Origin of the sequence: Pedobacter aquae (genome assembly GCF_008195825.1) — a bacterium.
Classification (GTDB): Bacteria; Bacteroidota; Bacteroidia; order Sphingobacteriales; family Sphingobacteriaceae; genus Pseudopedobacter; species Pseudopedobacter aquae.
In genome coordinates, this window is the sequence record NZ_CP043329.1 from 1749142 (window position 1) to 1765782 (window position 16641).

Below are 16641 nucleotides of genomic sequence, written 5' to 3' on the forward strand. Positions count from 1 at the left end.
TAAAATAAAGTTAAAAAACTAAGTATAGAATTGAAAACCGAAACATCAACTAAGAGTATATAGAGAGTTTTTAGGATTTGCAATTTAAAATCTTATTTGGTTTTCATTAACATGGGATACGCAATTTGCCGAACTTTGCGGGCTTTTGCGGGCATTTACGAGCTTTTGCGAGAAAAACAAGAGACCGCTTCGAGGCTTCTTCGAGAGTTGTTCGAGAAATACCCCTATTTTATCGAAGGATTGTCGAACGAGTCTCGAAGAAGGTTGGGTGTATTGTCCTGAAAATACTGCTCTTACAATTAATTTTTCTACCTCCTCTATAAGGAGGATACCTCGCAAATAAATTAGGATTACAATTTTAGAAAGTATTAATATTACTATCTAGAAACAGAAATAAAAAAATTATTTCTCCGCCAACACCTTTATCAGTAACTCGGGTTCATCTGTAGTGATAAAGGCTACTTTTTGTGCTATCAAGTTTTTCATATCCATGGGATTATTCACCGTCCAAGCGTTAATGGTTAAACCTAACTGATGAGCATCATTTATCCAAGTAGGGTTCTTTTTATATTCTGAGAAGTGATAATCTAAACCATCAATACCATCTTGCTTTAGTTGTTGTGGAGCTATGCCTCCATTTAAATAGGCTACTTTTGCTTTAGGAAGTAGATCTTTTATCTTCGTAAGGGCATCGTAACTAAAAGAAATATACTCCACCATGTTTTCTGCTTTTAGCTTTTTTATCAATTTCACCACTCGCTCTGCCGCTTCTAGCGTTCTCTCCTTTCCTAATTTGGATGGTTTTAGTTCTAAGATAAGCTTTGTTTGTTTTTGCTTTAAACCTGCTTTTAAATAAGCTTCTGCTGTGGGTATAGACTCGCCGTTACTTAATTTTTTCGTTAGTAATTCTTCATAAGTGACTTGTTCTATGTTGATACCAAAAAAGTCATGATCATGGTTAACCACTAAAATATTGTCTTTGGTGAGATGCACATCAAACTCAGACCCATAACATTTTAAGGCGATGGCTTGGTTTAAAGATGCTATGGAGTTTTGCGGTAATTGTAAAGCTTTCCATGCTCCGCGATGAGCGATTACAGGGTTGTAAACCGATGATTGAATTTCTGAATTACGGTTTAACATAGCACAAGAAGTCATGGTAAAAACGATAATGCCTAAAATTAAAGTAGATATGATTGATTTTTTCATGGAAACAAAGGCTTTTAATGATGGCAAGTTCGGGATATTTTACAAGAATTAGGAAAAGCTTCTCGAAAAAATAATATAAGACGATGAATAGTGGATTTATAAACAAAAAAAGCAGCCTTTACAGCTGCTTTTCGATAACATAATTTATAGCATTACCTACCAAAATCATCTTGTAGTCTCACGATATCATCTTCATCAGAAGGTACGTCTTTATCTGTATGTTGCCATATTTCGGCTATGATTCCCCAATCATTTAAACCTACTAAACGGTGTCTTTCTCCTTTTTTAAGGGTAATTGTTTCTCCTGGATGATAGCTTTTTAATTCGCCTTCTTCATCTGTATCGCTGGTAACCACACCTACGGTTCCGCTTACTACTCTCCAAATTTCTGCTCTGCGGAAATGGTATTGCCATGATAAGCGTTTTTGTGGCTCTACAACTAAGATTTTAGGACTTAATTTACCTGCAATTTGAAGTTGCCCTACCTGCTGACCGTTAAAATAAGTATCAGCAAATTTTTGTGCTTGTGCTTCGTTGATTACAAAAAAACCTCCCCAAGGGCGGGTAGCATCGTAATTTGCAATTTCAAAACCTTGTTCTGTTAAATCTTGTTCTATGTTCTTAAATATTTCTGTTTTCATCTATTAACTCTTCGTTTTTTTATAATTAATGACCGCCTTCTGCTTCAATTTTATTCACGTCAAAGCCTTGTTTTTGTAGCTCTTTACTTACTTTCCATGCAAAAAACAATAAGTAAGCAAAGCAAATTACCGGGATGATATAAGATAAATGGATGCCGCTGTTATCGGCAAAAATACCTTGTACTGGCGGAATAATAGCGCCTCCTAATATCATCATGATTAAAAATGAGGAACCCTGACTGGTGTATTTACCTAATCCTGTGATGGATAAAGAAAAAATACAAGGCCACATGATAGAACAACATAAACCGCCGCTAATGAAAGCATAGGTAGCCGTTTGCCCGGTGGTTAATAAACCTATCAGCATAGCTACAACACCTAATACGGAAAAGGTAGCCAAGGTTTTGGCTGGTTTTTCCTGACTGTAGAAGAAGCCTGCTATCAATACCACAATGCAAACTGCATAGATATATAAATTGCCAATATCTGTACCGCTGATGTGGTTAAAACCTAATATCACCGCAAAGGCAATAAAAGGCACTACAATAGTTAAGATATTTTTTACTGATTTACTCAGGTTAAAAGCCGATATAGCACCTGTCCAACGGCCTATCATTAAACTTCCCCAGTATAATGATATAAAAGGCGCTATTTCTGCCTCTGGATAAGAACCAAATTCTGGTGTATTTAACAAGGCTCCAAAATTACTTTGTATACTTACCTCTACCCCTACATAAGTGAAGATGGCTAGCATCCCTAAAATCAATTGAGGATATCTCATAGCTCCCCAGCCTTCGGGCTTTTTGCTTGCTGCTGTGCTTGATAAGAATAAGGTTAATACCACAATAAGTAAAGATGCATAAACATAAATAGCTGCTGATATACCTGTCATACTTGCTAGCGGGTCTGCAGCTAAAATCAATAAAAATGCGACCAACATAATGAGTAATGGACCATTGGTTTTTTTACTGGCTTCTATATGTTCATCGCTGGTTACTTTTGGCAGTTTAGAGATGGCAAAGAAAATTGCTACTCCAATAAACAAAGCTCCCAAAATATAATACAAGGTATTGATAGAGGTAATTTCTACCGCTTTTGGCTCAGCACCTGCCGCAGTTCCAAATAAAATTATACTTACAATAATAGGCCCTAATAAAGAACCAAAGTTATTTACTCCACCGGCTAGGTTTAACCTATCGGCACCGGTTTCTGGTGTACCTAAAGCTACTGCAAAAGGATTGGCTGCCGTTTGTTGTAGGGAGAAACCTATAGCAATCACAAAAAATGCAGTTAGGATTAATCCGAAAGAACCTATATTAACCGAAGGAACCATCATGAAAGCTCCTAAAGCAGAAATTACCAAACCTACGATAATCCCATTCTTAAAGCCCATCTTATTTAGAATATCTACTTTAATGAGTTGTGAAGCAAAATATAAAATTAATGAGCCTATAAAATAACCTCCGTAAAAGGTAAAATCTATCAGTTGTGATTCAAACTGAGTTAAGTTAAAATGAGTTTTACAAAATGGAATAAAAATACCGTTAGAGGCGGCCACAAAGCCCCAGAAAAAGAAAACGGTTACTAAAGTATACAATGCTGATGTATAACTTTTTTGTGTTGTTGATGTCATGTATATAGTTTAATTTAATTTGGTTTAATATTATTCATTCCAGTTATCTGTACGAAATGGTACAGCCGGCAAATTACTTTTATTTTGGAAATTAGTTACAGAATAATTGTGAAAAGCATAACGTACTGCTACAGGATGTTTAACCTCGGCTGCAAAAACCACAACTTTATCTCCTTGAATACGAGCTTCTGCAGGGTAAAACTTTTTATCCTCGTCGGCAATTAAAAAAACAATATTTTTAGCTTTCAGCTGCATTTGATGTAAGTTATCTAAATTAGTATGAGGTAGCTTAAACGAAAATTCTCCGTTTTTATGGTCTTCCATTTCATAGGTTCTACCCTTAACTGTAAAGAACTTTCTTTCGGTGGCATCAGCCCAATACAAAATATGAATAGGTTTATTTCTTTATAAAATCATTCCTTTACTTAAACAGCAGGCTTTCAACATCAGCGAAAAAAGAAAAAATAGTTTATAAAAAAATGGATAATAAACTCTATACATTAATTTTCTATAAAATTTTTGTATTAATCATAAACATCTACGTAAACTAACACTGCTTCTTCTTTTATAATTTCACAATAATACGCGTTTAGAAGATTATCTATTTTATACTTTAGTTTCTATAGGGTGTACAGGAGTCTCAATTATTCAATACATCGGTATTAAAAAGACCTAACAAGAGAAATTTTGCTTATTCTTTTTGAAAAATAATGAAGTACCCTATGATAAGATAGTTAGGATATAGAACAAGATAGAAACAAAAAAAGCAGCTTTAAAAGCTGCTATAATGAGGTTTGCGGAGAGAGCGGGATTCGAACCCGCGGTACCGTTTCCAGTACGACAGTTTAGCAAACTGTTCCTTTCGGCCTCTCAGGCACCTCTCCGTTTTTATTAAATGATATTATTTTGTTTCAACCAAATGTAACCATCTATTGATTTAAAATAATACTCTCTTTTTTGAGTTTCTGACCTCGTCTCATATTCCTCTTTAGAGATGAGTTCAAATGGTATTCTGCTCTTTGTAGACTTGACTTTGCCACTATTGTGAATAGTTAATCTTTTGTCCATATCTCCACAACTACCATAATAATATCTACCGTCTTTAATAGATTTTAAAATGTAAGTGATATACATATCTTATCACAATTTTTGTTTAGCTCCGAAGGAGTACCTTTGAGACAAACTGTTCCTTTCGGCCTCTTTCCGAGGGAATCCCTTCGGGACAGGCACCTCTCCTTCCCTATTGGGTCTGCAAATATAACAATCCGTATATATCTACAAAAAGAAATTTTAATTCTATTGTGGGTAATCTATCCTAACATGGTAGATACCCATCAGCATTGTTTTGAAAATCAGCTTAATAGTCTCAATTTCCTTCAATGTAATATTACTATCATTTAATTGATCTTGCTCTAATTTATAATCAATAATGCGTTCTACCAGGTTATTGATGCTCTCTGCATCGGGTTCTTTCAAACTTCTTGATGCTGCTTCAACAGAATCTGCTAACATCAATACCGCAGTTTCTTTACTAAAAGGAATTGGGCCAGGGTAACGGAAAGTATTTTCATCTACAATCTTCTCTGGAAAATTTTTCAAGAAAGACTGGTAAAAATAATCTACCCTAGTATTGCCATGATGCGTTCTGATAAAATCTATAATCACTTCTGGCAGATTATGTCTACGAGCAAGTTCAACACCGTTTACCACATGTCTGATGATGATTTGGGCACTTTCCTCATAAGGTAATTTATCATGCGGATTTAAGCCTTTATTTTGGTTCTCAATGAAAAACTGTGGATTTTCCATCTTTCCAATATCATGATAAAGCGCTCCTGCCCTTACCAACAGGGCATTTCCTCCTATTTTAAAAATGGCAGATTCTGCCAAATTAGCTACTTGCAAAGAGTGCTGAAACGTACCAGGCACTTTATAAGCTAACTCTCTTAATAAAGTAGAGTTGGTATTGGTAAGTTCCATTAAAGTAATGTCTGAGGTGATGCCAAACATCTTCTCGAACAAATAAATTAAAGGATAAGCCAATAAAGACAGTAATACACTAAAAATAAAAGGCAAGAATTTGAGCCATTCTACAGATGCCAAAGCTCCTTCTCTAATTAAAGATATACCTAAATAAGAAATAAAATAGGTAAGTAATATCAACAAGGCGCTAATTAAAAATTGCTCTCTACGTACCAGATTTTTAATACTATAAATAGAAACCATACCAGCCGAAATTTGCAAGAAAGCAAACTCGAAGCTATTAGGTACAAAAAAACTTGCTATCAACACCACTAATAAATGGATATTCATAGCTAAACGGGTATCAAATAATATCCTGATGATGATAGGAACAATACAATAAGGAATGTAATACAAACTTGGCAACTTCATCCGGATAGACCAAGAAAGGAAAAACAGCATCCCGGTTACAACCAATAAAATTAAAGAGATTTGCCTATTATCCTGAAAAATATCTTTCCTAAACAAATAAAGAAAAACCATTAGTAAAGAAACGATAAGCGCAACCAGTAAAAACTGACCTAAAAGCACCAAATTTCTATCTCCGGTAACGCGGGCATTCTCTTCATAAGCCAAACGTAAGGATTCTAATTTTTGGTAAACTTCATCATTAATGGTAGAACCATTTTCAATAATAACCTCACCTTTTTGTACCATGCCTCTGGTAGAGGAAACATTTTCTATAGCTTGTTTTTGTAGGCTCTCTGTAAAGCGTTCGTCTAGTAAAATATTGGGTGTTATCCTGTCTTTTAAAACATTTACCAGAATATCAGTCCTCACTTTTTTATTTTCTACAACACGTTCGCTAGCCAAAGAAAAAGCTGAGGTTGTGGTTAATAAAGTTGCCGTACTTACCTCTGTTTTGATATTGTTTTTCAACAACATCATTAAATAATTGGCATTATCTTTTTCTTTCTGATAGCTCTTATTTAAGCCTATAACGCCTTTTTGATAAATATTTTTGAGTAGCTCGAAACCAAATTCAAACGTTCTTTCTTTGTAATCATCATCAGGTAATCCTGCCGAACGCCATTTGGCTTCAAAATCTGCCTGATACTCACTTAACTGAACTTCTAAAACTTTTTCATCTAAACGGTAAACAGGTAAAATAGACTTTAAAATATTGTCTTTATCAGATTTTATTTCTTGTGTAGTTTTTCTAATTGCAAAATTATAGGGAGATATTAAATCATCATGCATCCAAACTATACCCTTTTCAAATTCATATTTGAATCTAGCTTGTTTGGGTAGTATAGCAGTGATAAACAGGATGCTAAGCACCATTAAAACATATTTAAGGGCATAAGCATATTTCCTGTAAATAATTTTATGCGAATCTCTGTTGATAGTAGCCACTTGTATAATTTGTTCAAAAATAGGATATTAATTATAAAATACCGATTTACATTTTAGAAGAATATCAGCATTATTGATGCTTTGATGCTAACAAATGCCAAGCCTGTTTTTCTTAAGCATAAAAAAACCCGCATTTGCGGGCTTCTGATTATATTTTTTCTCCTTTGGCTAATTTCTCTTTTCTGTGGTCTTGCCATAAGTAATGCATCAGGGTATTCAAAACTACTGCATTCCAATCGTGGTGTAAGCTTAATTTCACTTTTTTACGCTTATCGCTGACGCTATCCACATGTAAAATACCTTTATTTAGGTAGTATTTAATATCGTCCCAATGCACCAACTCGGTTTTAACTTTACCCCAAAACCAAGTTTTGTAAGTCATCATAAAACCTTGATTACTTATGGTTGTATTCCCGATATCAAAAGTTTCACCCTCATTTAAAACTTCAATAAAATGGCTCACCAAATACTTTTTAACGTATTGCCACAAGCCAGACATGATATAATAATAAGTATGGTCTTCTTCTAAAAGCTCTTCAACCTTACTACTACTAAATTTTATACTGATGTTTTTTCCATCTTTAGCCTGCACATCAATGGTGTACTCCTTTTTTTCGGGCTTTTTTGCAGAGCCAATTAAAGAAACGCCATAACGTATAGCCGAAACATCTGCGCAAGCTATAGTACTTTGGTTAACCTCAATAAATTCTTTATTGATTTTTACTTTTTGTTTAGATGAAGGGATGACGATATCAACGTCAAAATTGTGTTGCTGCATGCCTCGAATATAATAATTATGAATTAAAAAAGCGTTCCGGTGCCTCCGGATTTTAATTTACCTAAATGATGATAAGCAGCTTCTGTAGCTTCTCTTCCTCTTGCAGTACGCATTAAATAGCCTTCTTGTATCAAAAAAGGCTCGTAAACCTCTTCTATCGTACCTTCATCTTCGCCTACCGCAGTTGCAATTGTTTTTAAACCTACCGGCCCACCCTTAAACTTATCTATAATGGTTGATAAAATTTTATTATCCATCTCATCTAAACCATGCTCATCCACGTTAAGTGCATTTAACGCATAACGGGCTATTTCGGTTTCAATTTCTCCATTTCCTTTTATCTGCGCAAAATCTCTGGTTCTTCTTAACAAAGCATTGGCTATACGTGGCGTACCTCTACTCCTTCTGGCTATTTCGAAAGCACCCTCTTCTGTTATAGGTGTTTTTAAAATATCGGCAGAGCGCATCACAATAGAGGTTAATAATTTAGCATCGTAGTATTGTAATCTAGAATTGATACCAAATCTTGCCCTTAAAGGCGATGTTAACAAGCCAGACCTTGTAGTGGCCCCAACCAAGGTAAAAGGGTTTAAAGATATTTGTACCGACCGAGCATTGGGCCCAGTTTCTAGCATGATATCTATTTTAAAATCCTCCATGGCCGAGTATAAATACTCTTCTACCAAGGGACTTAAACGGTGTATCTCATCAATAAATAAAATATCGCCGGTTTCTAAATTGGTAAGTAAACCAGCTAAATCGCCAGGTTTATCTAATACTGGGCCACTGGTTATTTTTATGCCCACGCCCATTTCATTAGCTATGATGTGTGAAAGCGTGGTTTTACCCAAACCCGGAGGGCCATGCAACAATACATGGTCTAAAGCTTCGCCTCTTAAGCGAGCAGCTTTCACAAATATTTTAAGGTTTTCTAGAATTTTATCTTGTCCGGCAAAATCTTCAAACTCCTGCGGACGTAACACTTTCTCAACCTCTTTATCTGTAGGATTTAATCGATCTTTATTAGGATCAAGATTTTCATTCATGGGGTTGAAGTTAATAAAAACACTTCTGGTTTAGAATAAGTGTAGAAGATTTTTTAGAAAGCAAATGAAATACAGTTATTTACCGCTAGTCCTGCTAAACGCTCATACGCCTACAAGGCATTAAGCTCGAGGCCGGTATCCGCTTATATCAGGTTTAGGATGGCAAAGCCTGTAGAAATATTAAAGTTTTATTTTCAATAATTCTTCATAAACATTTACCAGCTCAACTCTTTTTCCAAAAATTCAATCAAACTATTGGCTAAATCTTGCTGCTCTTTGATACTAGGATGCCCACCCGAATTCTTGTAAGGAATAAAATGTGTATAAATCTTTTCGTCTTTTAAACCAGCTACCGCTTTTTTAACATAAGCAGGCCAAGGCGAGCCCTCTCTGGTGATATCCATATTACCTAAAATACAAACCAGCTTAGCTTTAGGATATTTATTTCTGATGGATGTTAAGAAATTCTGATAGGATTTGATGATGAAATCTTCTGTAGGTGCTTGCGTTCCAAAAGTAGTTTTAAAGCCCTCGGTATTGGTTTTCTTTACTAGCCAAGAATCGTTCTGAAACAAATTAACCACCACAGCCTCTGGAGTATACTGCTTAAAATCCCATTTACTTGAAGCATTGTTAGGATTTAAACGGTCATACATCTGTGGCATAATCAAAGGAAACCAGCTGATCATGATACCTATACCACTTCTACAAATACTATGATATTGTGCATCAAAATGCTTTGCTGTTAAATGAGCATAACTCAAATAAGCATTGGTAAAAGTACTATCAGGAGAATCTTTACCAGAAAAATCTTCAACCGCATAACCAGCAGTGATAGAATTTCCATAAAACTCAATTTTCCTACTTTTAGGCTTATCAGCAGGTAAAAATTTAGCATTCTGAGGCAACTCAAAACCATAGAATATGGTTTTACCCCTTGTCCATTCTGTTCTTTTAAAAATTTCTATTTGATGTTTACCCGGCTTTAAATTTTGAGCAAGGATATAAGTCTTCTTTACTTTTTCTGGTCTAAAAATATAGCTGCTATCACCATCTATGATGATGTTATAGTAATTGTTCCCTGTTTCGTCTTGAAAGGTTGCTGAGATTCCACTCCCTTTAAAATTAAGCTTTACACTTGTAGCCGACCAATACAAATCAGCCATAGCTTTATCTTTTTTAATTCTTCCTTGGTAAGTAATAGCTTTATGCTGAGGATTTAATTTTTGTTGCGCAAAAGAGGTATAGCTAACCAGCCAAAAGATGAAGAACAGAAAGTGTTTTTTCATGCTGATTTCTTCTTATAGGTTCTAAACCAGCTTCTTATTTTCATTTCGATAACTCCTAAAAAAGCTTCTCTGAAGATTTTAGTCGACATTTTAGACGTTCCTTCTGTTCTATCCGTAAAAATGATAGGAATCTCTATCACATTAAAACCGTGTTTAATGGCCGTAAATTTCATTTCTATTTGAAAGGCATAACCCACAAATTTTATCTTATGAAATTCTATAGTTGCTAAAACCTGCTTACGGTAACATTTAAAACCAGCGGTAGCATCTTGTATATCAATACCTGTAATTAAACGCACATATACTGATGCAAAGTAAGACATCAAAACCCTGCCCATAGGCCAATTTACCACATTTACACCTTTGATATATCTTGAGCCTATAGCAACATCAGCCCCAGCTAGGCAAGCTTCTCTTAGTCTAATTAAATCATCAGGGTTATGAGAGAAATCGGCATCCATCTCAAAAATAAATTCATAATGATGGTTTAAAGCCCACTTAAAGCCATGAATATAGGCAGTACCTAAACCTTGCTTTCCGCTGCGTTCTTCAATAAAAAGCCTTTCGGGATATATGCTTTGCAAATGTTTTACGATAGAGGCTGTACCATCTGGCGAGCCATCATCAATAATTAAAACATGAAAAGGCTGAGCTAATGAAAAAACCTTGTGAATAATTTTTTCAATATTCTCTTTTTCATTATAGGTAGGAATTATAACTAAGCTATCAGACAATTTGTAAATTTTTAGCTTCCAAAAATACATTTTTTGGAAGCTTATACATACATCAATTCTTATTCTCTTTTTATCGCATTAATGCGCTGTTGGTGCAAGACCTTCTTCTGCACCATGTGTAAGTCTTTTTAAAGGTTTAATGATTAAGAAAACCAATAAACCAAAGAGCATACAAAAGATGGCAATACCTGTAAATATGGTAAGTTCGCCAGCCTCAGCAGATGCTTCTGATAAAATACCAGCAACTTTATTTCCTAAACCGGTAGCGGCAAAATAAGCTCCCATCATAAAAGCTACATACCTTTCTGGCGATAGCTTGGTGATGAAAGAAAGTGCCACCGGAGATGCGCAAAGCTCGCCAATGGTATGAAATAAATAAGCTAAAATGAGCCAATGCATAGCAGATTTACCAACTTCTTGATATTCTAAAGCGGCAGCTGTCATAAACAAAAAGCCCGAGCCCATGATGATCACCCCAACGGCCATTTTAAAAATGGAAGAGGCTTCTTTACCTGCTTTAGCCCATTTTATCCAAAAAGTACCCACTAGGGTAGCAAAAAGTAAAATAAAAATAGCATTCACACTTTGGAACCAAGATGCTGGAATTTCTGGCAAGAAACTTAAACCTATCATACGGTTGGTTTTTGGTCGGCATAAACATTCATTAAACCACCTGCTTGTTCAAAAGCTCCCCAAAAAACAATAATGATTAAAAAGGATAGAAAAACAACTTTCATCCTATCTTTTTCTATTGCATTACACTCGTTATACATCACCATAGCAACACCTACGGCAAAGCTTAAACCCATAATTAACAAACCATATTGCCAGCTAGAAGTTGCAAAAACAATTAATCCTAAAGCTAAAACTGCTAGGGTTGAGAACAGGGAGTTTTTCTTTTTAAAGATGTCTAAAAACAAATTTTGTTGAGGCTCGCCAGAAGTTTTATCTACCACAACCAAATCCCCCACATGGGTTAAATATTTTTGTCCGTACAGGTATACCATTTGCCCTAAAGCCATACCCACACCTGCCATCCCAAAGCCATAATGCCAGCCATAAGTTTCGCCAACATAACCAACGGCCAAAGCAGAAATAGCAGCACCAAGATTTATCCCCATATAAAAAATATAGAAACCCATATCTTTTCTTCTATCACCATTGGCATATAAACCGCCTACCATGGTAGAAATATTTGGTTTTAAGCATCCTACACCGGCAACAATTAAAATTAAACCTGTATAAAAAGCCCACATTTGCTCTATAGCTAAAATACCATGCCCCGCTACCAGCAACCAACCGCCCAGCATGACCGATTTCTTTTGCCCTAAATATTTATCAGCTATGATACCACCGGGAATAGAGGCTACATAAACAAACATGGTATACCAGCCATAAAGGGCATAAGCTTCGCCTTCTGTCCATCCTAAACCTGCATTTAAATCGCTTGTTTTAGCTACTAAATAAAGTACCAAAATGGCCCTCATGCCGTAGTAACTGAAGCGTTCCCACATTTCTGTAAGAAACAAGATATATAGCCCTATGGGGTGGCCAAATAATTCTTTTTGCTTTTCCATTCAATTTGTTTTGTTAGTGTGTTTTGAAAGATATTGAATTTAGCTGGATTTTTACAAATATTAAAAGCCAATTACTTTACGCCATGCATTAATTTCTTCAATAATGGTGTTAGTAAAATGATAAATACCCCTAAAGCAACCGGAATAATGGTAAAGATTAAGAAGAATGCCGACATAGAATAGTTTGCTGTAATCTGGTCTATCATGCCTCCCATGGTACCTGCTATTTTATTACCAATAGCAATAGCTAAATACCAGATACCAAACATAATGGCTATCATTCTGCCCGGTACCAGTTTACTTACGTAAGATAAACCTACTGGTGATATACAAAGCTCGCCCATGGTATGGAAAAAGTATGCTAACACTAACCACATCATGCTTACCGCTGCTGTTTGTGCCCCTTGCGGGATATCACTAGCACCATAAGCTAAAACAGCAAAACCGGTTCCTAATAACATCATCCCTACACCGTTTTTAACGGTTGCAGGCGGGTTATACTTACTTTCCCAAACCTTAGAAACCAAAGGTGCGCAACTGATGATGAATAAAGAGTTTAAAACGCCAAACCAAGTTGCCGGAACTTCAGATTTTACATCGCTATACTGCTGAGATAACATGTAAATAACAATTACCCAAATGATGATAAAACCTGTAGCCAAGATGATATTTCCTAAAGCATATTTTTTAAAGGTATTAGCAAAAAGCTTAAATAAAACATAAGATATGATGATTAAAGGCACTACCGTAATGAGGGTATTGGCAATATTAAAAATCAATTTATAATCGCCTGTTAAAACACGAGCAGTATAATCACTAGCAAAAATAGTCATAGAACCACCAGCCTGCTCAAAAGAAGCCCAAAAGAAAATGGTGATGAAAGCTAAAATGATAACAGCAATCATTTTATCTCTTAATACAGGTGTGTATTGTGATATTCTTTTGATGAGGATGAATAAGAACAACACCAAGGCTGTTATAATCATGAAATTGCTACCGCTTAAACCAGCAAACTCAAAATTAAAAGCATTTACACTGGTAATTTTTGATACCGGATCATTGATAACCCACGTTAGGCCGATGATAGATATCAAGCCTATAATCGCTAAATCAAATTTAGAGAATGGATTCAGTTTTTCATCATCATTTACCACTGCACCAGCTATATTTGAGGCGTCTTCTTTTATCGGCTTTAAGCCAATATCACCAAAAATATTTTGTGTAAAGTAAAATTGCAGCATACCAATCAGCATGAAAATTCCGGCTAAGCCGAAACCATAGCTCCAACCCCAATCCGGACTTTCGCCTATATAACCGCATAAAAGCATCCCTAAAAAGGCTCCAGAATTTACACCCATATAGAAAATGGTATAAGCACCATCTTTCTTTTCAGGATGATTTTTATACATCTGCGCTACAATAGAAGTCATATTAGGTTTAAAGAAACCATTACCAAACACCAATAAAGCTAAGCCCAAGTACATAAAAATTGGGTCTACCTCTATCGCCATAGACAAATGGCCTAAAGTCATTAGTAAAGCGCCAACAACTACGGCCCAGCGATAACCAATAATTCTATCGGCAATATAACCACCTAAAATGGGTGTGAGGTAAGCAAAAGAAGTATATGAACCATAAATGGCTAAAGCATGTTCACGTGGCCAGCCCCAACCTGGGTTATCACCCATGATAGACGAGGTTAGAAATAGTACCAATAAGGCTCGCATTCCGTAATAAGAAAAGCGCTCCCACATTTCGGTAAAAAAGAGTACAAAAAGCCCTGCCGGATGCCCTAAAACTTTAGATTTAAAAAAATCTTCTTCTGAAGATTGAAGATGCGTACTAGCCATAAATATCTAAGGATAATTTGAAAAAGATGATATCTCAAAATTGCTTTTGTCACATTGAGCGGCGGAGGAATGTATCCTAAGCTCCTCAAAAAAGGCTTCGACTCCGCTCAGCCTGACAATATAGTTGCTTTGAGACAACCTCTATGAATTCAATATTAATTAATTGCTATGTAATTGTATAACTTGTATTCTTGAGAAACGAAAATATTACAAATTTGACTTACTTCTGCTGATTAACAGGCGGAGCCAATTTTGTAGGGTCTATAAACAGTTCATCACTAATATCAGGGCTATTTTGCAACTTCACATTTTCCTGCAATTGCCATTTACCATTTTTAAAACGGTATGCATCGTAACTTAAATCGGGCCCATACATAGAGGCTATGCCAGAGGCCTCTTCATTTGGTGCTGCCAAATGGTCTAAAACAATCAATTTATCGTCTTTTACATAACGTAATAGCATAGAAACGCTACTGCTATAATCAAATACTTTACGGTTTAAGAAAAGTTTACTTTTCGCATCATCCTGTAAAACAGGCTTTCCAAAAACAGCATCTTTTCCACTGAAAGATAGTATCTCTATTACTTTAGATGAAGTGGTTAAAGATTTCCCCTTCCATCCTAACAAAATATAATAAGGGTCTTTGATACCCAAAACCGGTATAATTTGATAATAAACCGCTCCGTACCATTGCTTATTAGATAAAATCAGACTGTTATCAAGTATTTCCGAAGTGTTATCTGTTAGCGGGATAAGTTCTAACTGATTAGGATTATTCAGTTGTATAGCGCCATAATACCTAAAAGAACCATCATCTAACATCAAAAACCAAGTGAAGAGCTTAAACTTTTTATCATCAGCAGTTTTTACTGTGATGTAGGTGGATAGACTATCAAATGGATAAGAAAAAGAATTTTTTTCTTTTAAAGCGCTAATTAACGTTCTTACAAATTGGTAATTCGCTTTGATGCGATTTTGCTCTAGCGAATCGTTAGTCATCACTTCCCCTAACTTTTGAAGGCTAAGCTCGTAACTCTGCATCGTTTCTGGCTTAAGCTGAGCAAAAAGGCTATGAAGCCCTAAAAATAAGACAGTTAAAATACTGTAAAACTTCATTTATGTATGATTTTGAATAACTATAGCACTTGCACCACCACCGCCGTTGCATATACCAGCAACACCATAACAAGCATTATTTTGTTTTAATATATGGATAAGCGTTACCAAGATACGAGCGCCCGACGCCCCCAGTGGATGCCCCAAAGATACTGCCCCACCTTTAATATTTACTTTATTTTCTGCTAAGCTTAAAGCCTGATTATTTGCTAAAGCCACCACAGAAAAAGCTTCGTTAATTTCAAAAAAATCAATATCTGCTATTGTTAAATTTGCCTTTTGTAATGCTAAAGGAATTGCTTTTGCCGGAGCTGTGGTAAACCATTCTGGACTTTGCTGCGCATCTGCAAAAGAAACAATCTGTGCTAAAGGTGTTAAACCTAATGCTAATGCTTTTTCTTTGCTCATTAAAATAAGGGCTGCTGCACCATCATTTAAGGTAGAGGCGTTGGCAGCTGTAACCGTACCATCTTTTTTAAATACTGGTTTTAGGTTAGGGATTTTATCAAAAAATACTTGAGAAATTTCTTCATCTGTAGCTATAGCTATTTCATTCCCTTTTTTATCTGTTAGCTTTATCGGGATGATTTCATCAGTAAACAAACCATCAGCAGTGGCTTGTTGAGACCTTTTATAAGATTGTATGGCATAAGCATCCTGCTCTTCCCTACTGATGTTACATTCGCTAGCGCAAAGTTCTGCTGCGCTACCCATGTGGTAATTGTTATAAACATCCCACAAACCATCTTTTACCAAACCATCTGTCAACTGGCCATGCCCCAGTCGATAACCATTTCTTGCTTTATCTAAGTAATACGGCACATTACTCATGCTCTCCATACCGCCTGCCACAACAATATCTTTATCTCCTGAGGCTATGGCTTGTGCAGCCAACATCACCGCTTTCATACCCGATGCACATACTTTATTGATGGTAGTTGCCGGAATATCTGGCAAGCCTGCAAATTTTGCCGCTTGTGTAGCCGGTGCTTGCCCAATATTGGCAGAAAGCACATTGCCCATATAAACTTCTTCTACCTTATTGGCCTCTAAACCTATTTGGTCTAAAGCGCCTTTAATGGCAAAACCACCTAACTGGGTAGCGGTAAAGCTTGCTAAACTCCCTCCGAAACTTCCTATTGGCGTTCTTACTGCCGAAACGATGACTACTTCTCTCATGCTTATAAATTGGTTGAAGCAATTTAGTGATATTATTATTGATTTTGAATGATGTGTGGAGAATTAGAGGAGGAAGAAAAATTCAAAAAGAAAAATTAAAAATACATTAGCAAACCCAATTCAGGATTAAAATGATTTGTAAACCAAGAGTAGGATTAATCAATTAAACTGTAAACTTTTTTTAGGACGAGTCAATCTTTGATAGAAGCA

15 protein-coding genes and 1 tRNA gene are annotated in these 16641 nt (G+C 35.8%); all 16 read right to left on the reverse strand.

Annotated features, from left to right (window positions below):
* Window positions 1-402 precede the first annotated feature (402 nt).
* Entirely contained in the window at window positions 403-1209 is an 807-nt protein-coding gene (locus FYC62_RS07595) for a glycerophosphodiester phosphodiesterase (RefSeq protein ID WP_149074521.1), read from the reverse strand.
* Window positions 1210-1361: 152 nt separating this feature from the next.
* Window positions 1362-1850: a cupin domain-containing protein gene (locus FYC62_RS07600; protein WP_149074522.1), complete on the reverse strand. Its 489-nt coding sequence runs from the start codon at window positions 1848-1850 to the stop codon at window positions 1362-1364.
* 25 nt (window positions 1851-1875) lie between these two features.
* Window positions 1876-3483 (reverse strand): MFS transporter, encoded by a 1608-nt coding sequence (locus tag FYC62_RS07605; RefSeq protein WP_149074523.1) that lies wholly within the window; start codon window positions 3481-3483, stop codon window positions 1876-1878.
* Window positions 3484-3513: 30 nt separating this feature from the next.
* A complete protein-coding gene (locus tag FYC62_RS07610; protein WP_149074524.1) occupies window positions 3514-3867 on the reverse strand; it encodes a hypothetical protein in 354 nt (117 codons plus the stop codon).
* A 413-nt stretch (window positions 3868-4280) separates the two neighbouring features.
* Window positions 4281-4367, reverse strand: a tRNA-Ser gene (locus FYC62_RS07615).
* 7 nt (window positions 4368-4374) lie between these two features.
* The gene (locus tag FYC62_RS07620; RefSeq protein ID WP_149074525.1) at window positions 4375-4617 is read right to left on the reverse strand and encodes a GIY-YIG nuclease family protein; all 243 of its coding nucleotides are present in this window, start codon (window positions 4615-4617) and stop codon (window positions 4375-4377) included.
* 162 nt (window positions 4618-4779) lie between these two features.
* Window positions 4780-6789, reverse strand: coding sequence for an HD family phosphohydrolase (locus tag FYC62_RS07625; RefSeq protein WP_149075876.1), 2010 nt, complete (start codon window positions 6787-6789; stop codon window positions 4780-4782).
* 220 nt (window positions 6790-7009) lie between these two features.
* A complete protein-coding gene (locus FYC62_RS07630) occupies window positions 7010-7639 on the reverse strand; it encodes a hypothetical protein (RefSeq protein WP_149074526.1) in 630 nt (209 codons plus the stop codon).
* A gap of 23 nt (window positions 7640-7662) precedes the next feature.
* Window positions 7663-8685 (reverse strand): Holliday junction branch migration DNA helicase RuvB, encoded by a 1023-nt coding sequence (ruvB, locus tag FYC62_RS07635; RefSeq protein ID WP_149074527.1) that lies wholly within the window; start codon window positions 8683-8685, stop codon window positions 7663-7665.
* Between the two features lie 215 nt (window positions 8686-8900).
* Complete coding sequence (locus FYC62_RS07640; protein WP_149074528.1) at window positions 8901-9974, reverse strand: SGNH/GDSL hydrolase family protein; 1074 nt, start codon at window positions 9972-9974, stop codon at window positions 8901-8903.
* Window positions 9971-10708: a polyprenol monophosphomannose synthase gene (locus FYC62_RS07645; protein WP_149074529.1), complete on the reverse strand. Its 738-nt coding sequence runs from the start codon at window positions 10706-10708 to the stop codon at window positions 9971-9973. The genes FYC62_RS07640 and FYC62_RS07645 overlap by 4 nt, the downstream gene beginning before the upstream one ends.
* A 78-nt stretch (window positions 10709-10786) precedes the next feature.
* Window positions 10787-11341, reverse strand: a complete 555-nt coding sequence (locus FYC62_RS17790) for a peptide MFS transporter (protein ID WP_149074530.1) — start codon at window positions 11339-11341, stop codon at window positions 10787-10789.
* A complete protein-coding gene (locus FYC62_RS17795) occupies window positions 11338-12285 on the reverse strand; it encodes a peptide MFS transporter (protein ID WP_149074531.1) in 948 nt (315 codons plus the stop codon). The genes FYC62_RS17790 and FYC62_RS17795 overlap by 4 nt, the downstream gene beginning before the upstream one ends.
* 71 nt (window positions 12286-12356) lie before the next feature.
* A complete protein-coding gene (locus FYC62_RS07660) occupies window positions 12357-14135 on the reverse strand; it encodes a peptide MFS transporter (protein ID WP_149074532.1) in 1779 nt (592 codons plus the stop codon).
* Window positions 14136-14355: 220 nt separating this feature from the next.
* A complete protein-coding gene (locus tag FYC62_RS07665; RefSeq protein ID WP_149074533.1) occupies window positions 14356-15252 on the reverse strand; it encodes a hypothetical protein in 897 nt (298 codons plus the stop codon).
* Window positions 15253-16431 carry an acetyl-CoA C-acyltransferase gene (locus FYC62_RS07670; RefSeq protein WP_149074534.1) on the reverse strand — a complete coding sequence of 393 codons (1179 nt, stop codon included), beginning with the start codon at window positions 16429-16431 and terminating at the stop codon, window positions 15253-15255.
* Window positions 16432-16641 lie beyond the last annotated feature (210 nt).

What these genes read in the sequence shown, in the direction of transcription:
- FYC62_RS07630 (WP_149074526.1), bottom strand. Translation starts at nt 7,639, where the DNA reads ATGCAGCAACACAATTTTGACGTTGATATCGTCATCCCTTCATCTAAA.
- FYC62_RS07665 (WP_149074533.1), bottom strand. Translation starts at nt 15,252, where the DNA reads ATGAAGTTTTACAGTATTTTAACTGTCTTATTTTTAGGGCTTCATAGC.
- FYC62_RS07640 (WP_149074528.1), bottom strand. Translation starts at nt 9,974, where the DNA reads ATGAAAAAACACTTTCTGTTCTTCATCTTTTGGCTGGTTAGCTATACC.
- FYC62_RS17795 (WP_149074531.1), bottom strand. Translation starts at nt 12,285, where the DNA reads ATGGAAAAGCAAAAAGAATTATTTGGCCACCCCATAGGGCTATATATC.
- FYC62_RS07600 (WP_149074522.1), bottom strand. Translation starts at nt 1,850, where the DNA reads ATGAAAACAGAAATATTTAAGAACATAGAACAAGATTTAACAGAACAA.
- FYC62_RS07595 (WP_149074521.1), bottom strand. Translation starts at nt 1,209, where the DNA reads ATGAAAAAATCAATCATATCTACTTTAATTTTAGGCATTATCGTTTTT.
- FYC62_RS17790 (WP_149074530.1), bottom strand. Translation starts at nt 11,341, where the DNA reads ATGATAGGTTTAAGTTTCTTGCCAGAAATTCCAGCATCTTGGTTCCAA.
- FYC62_RS07625 (WP_149075876.1), bottom strand. Translation starts at nt 6,789, where the DNA reads ATGGTGCTTAGCATCCTGTTTATCACTGCTATACTACCCAAACAAGCT.
- ruvB (WP_149074527.1), bottom strand. Translation starts at nt 8,685, where the DNA reads ATGAATGAAAATCTTGATCCTAATAAAGATCGATTAAATCCTACAGAT.
- FYC62_RS07670 (WP_149074534.1), bottom strand. Translation starts at nt 16,431, where the DNA reads ATGAGAGAAGTAGTCATCGTTTCGGCAGTAAGAACGCCAATAGGAAGT.
- FYC62_RS07620 (WP_149074525.1), bottom strand. Translation starts at nt 4,617, where the DNA reads ATGTATATCACTTACATTTTAAAATCTATTAAAGACGGTAGATATTAT.
- FYC62_RS07605 (WP_149074523.1), bottom strand. Translation starts at nt 3,483, where the DNA reads ATGACATCAACAACACAAAAAAGTTATACATCAGCATTGTATACTTTA.
- FYC62_RS07660 (WP_149074532.1), bottom strand. Translation starts at nt 14,135, where the DNA reads ATGGCTAGTACGCATCTTCAATCTTCAGAAGAAGATTTTTTTAAATCT.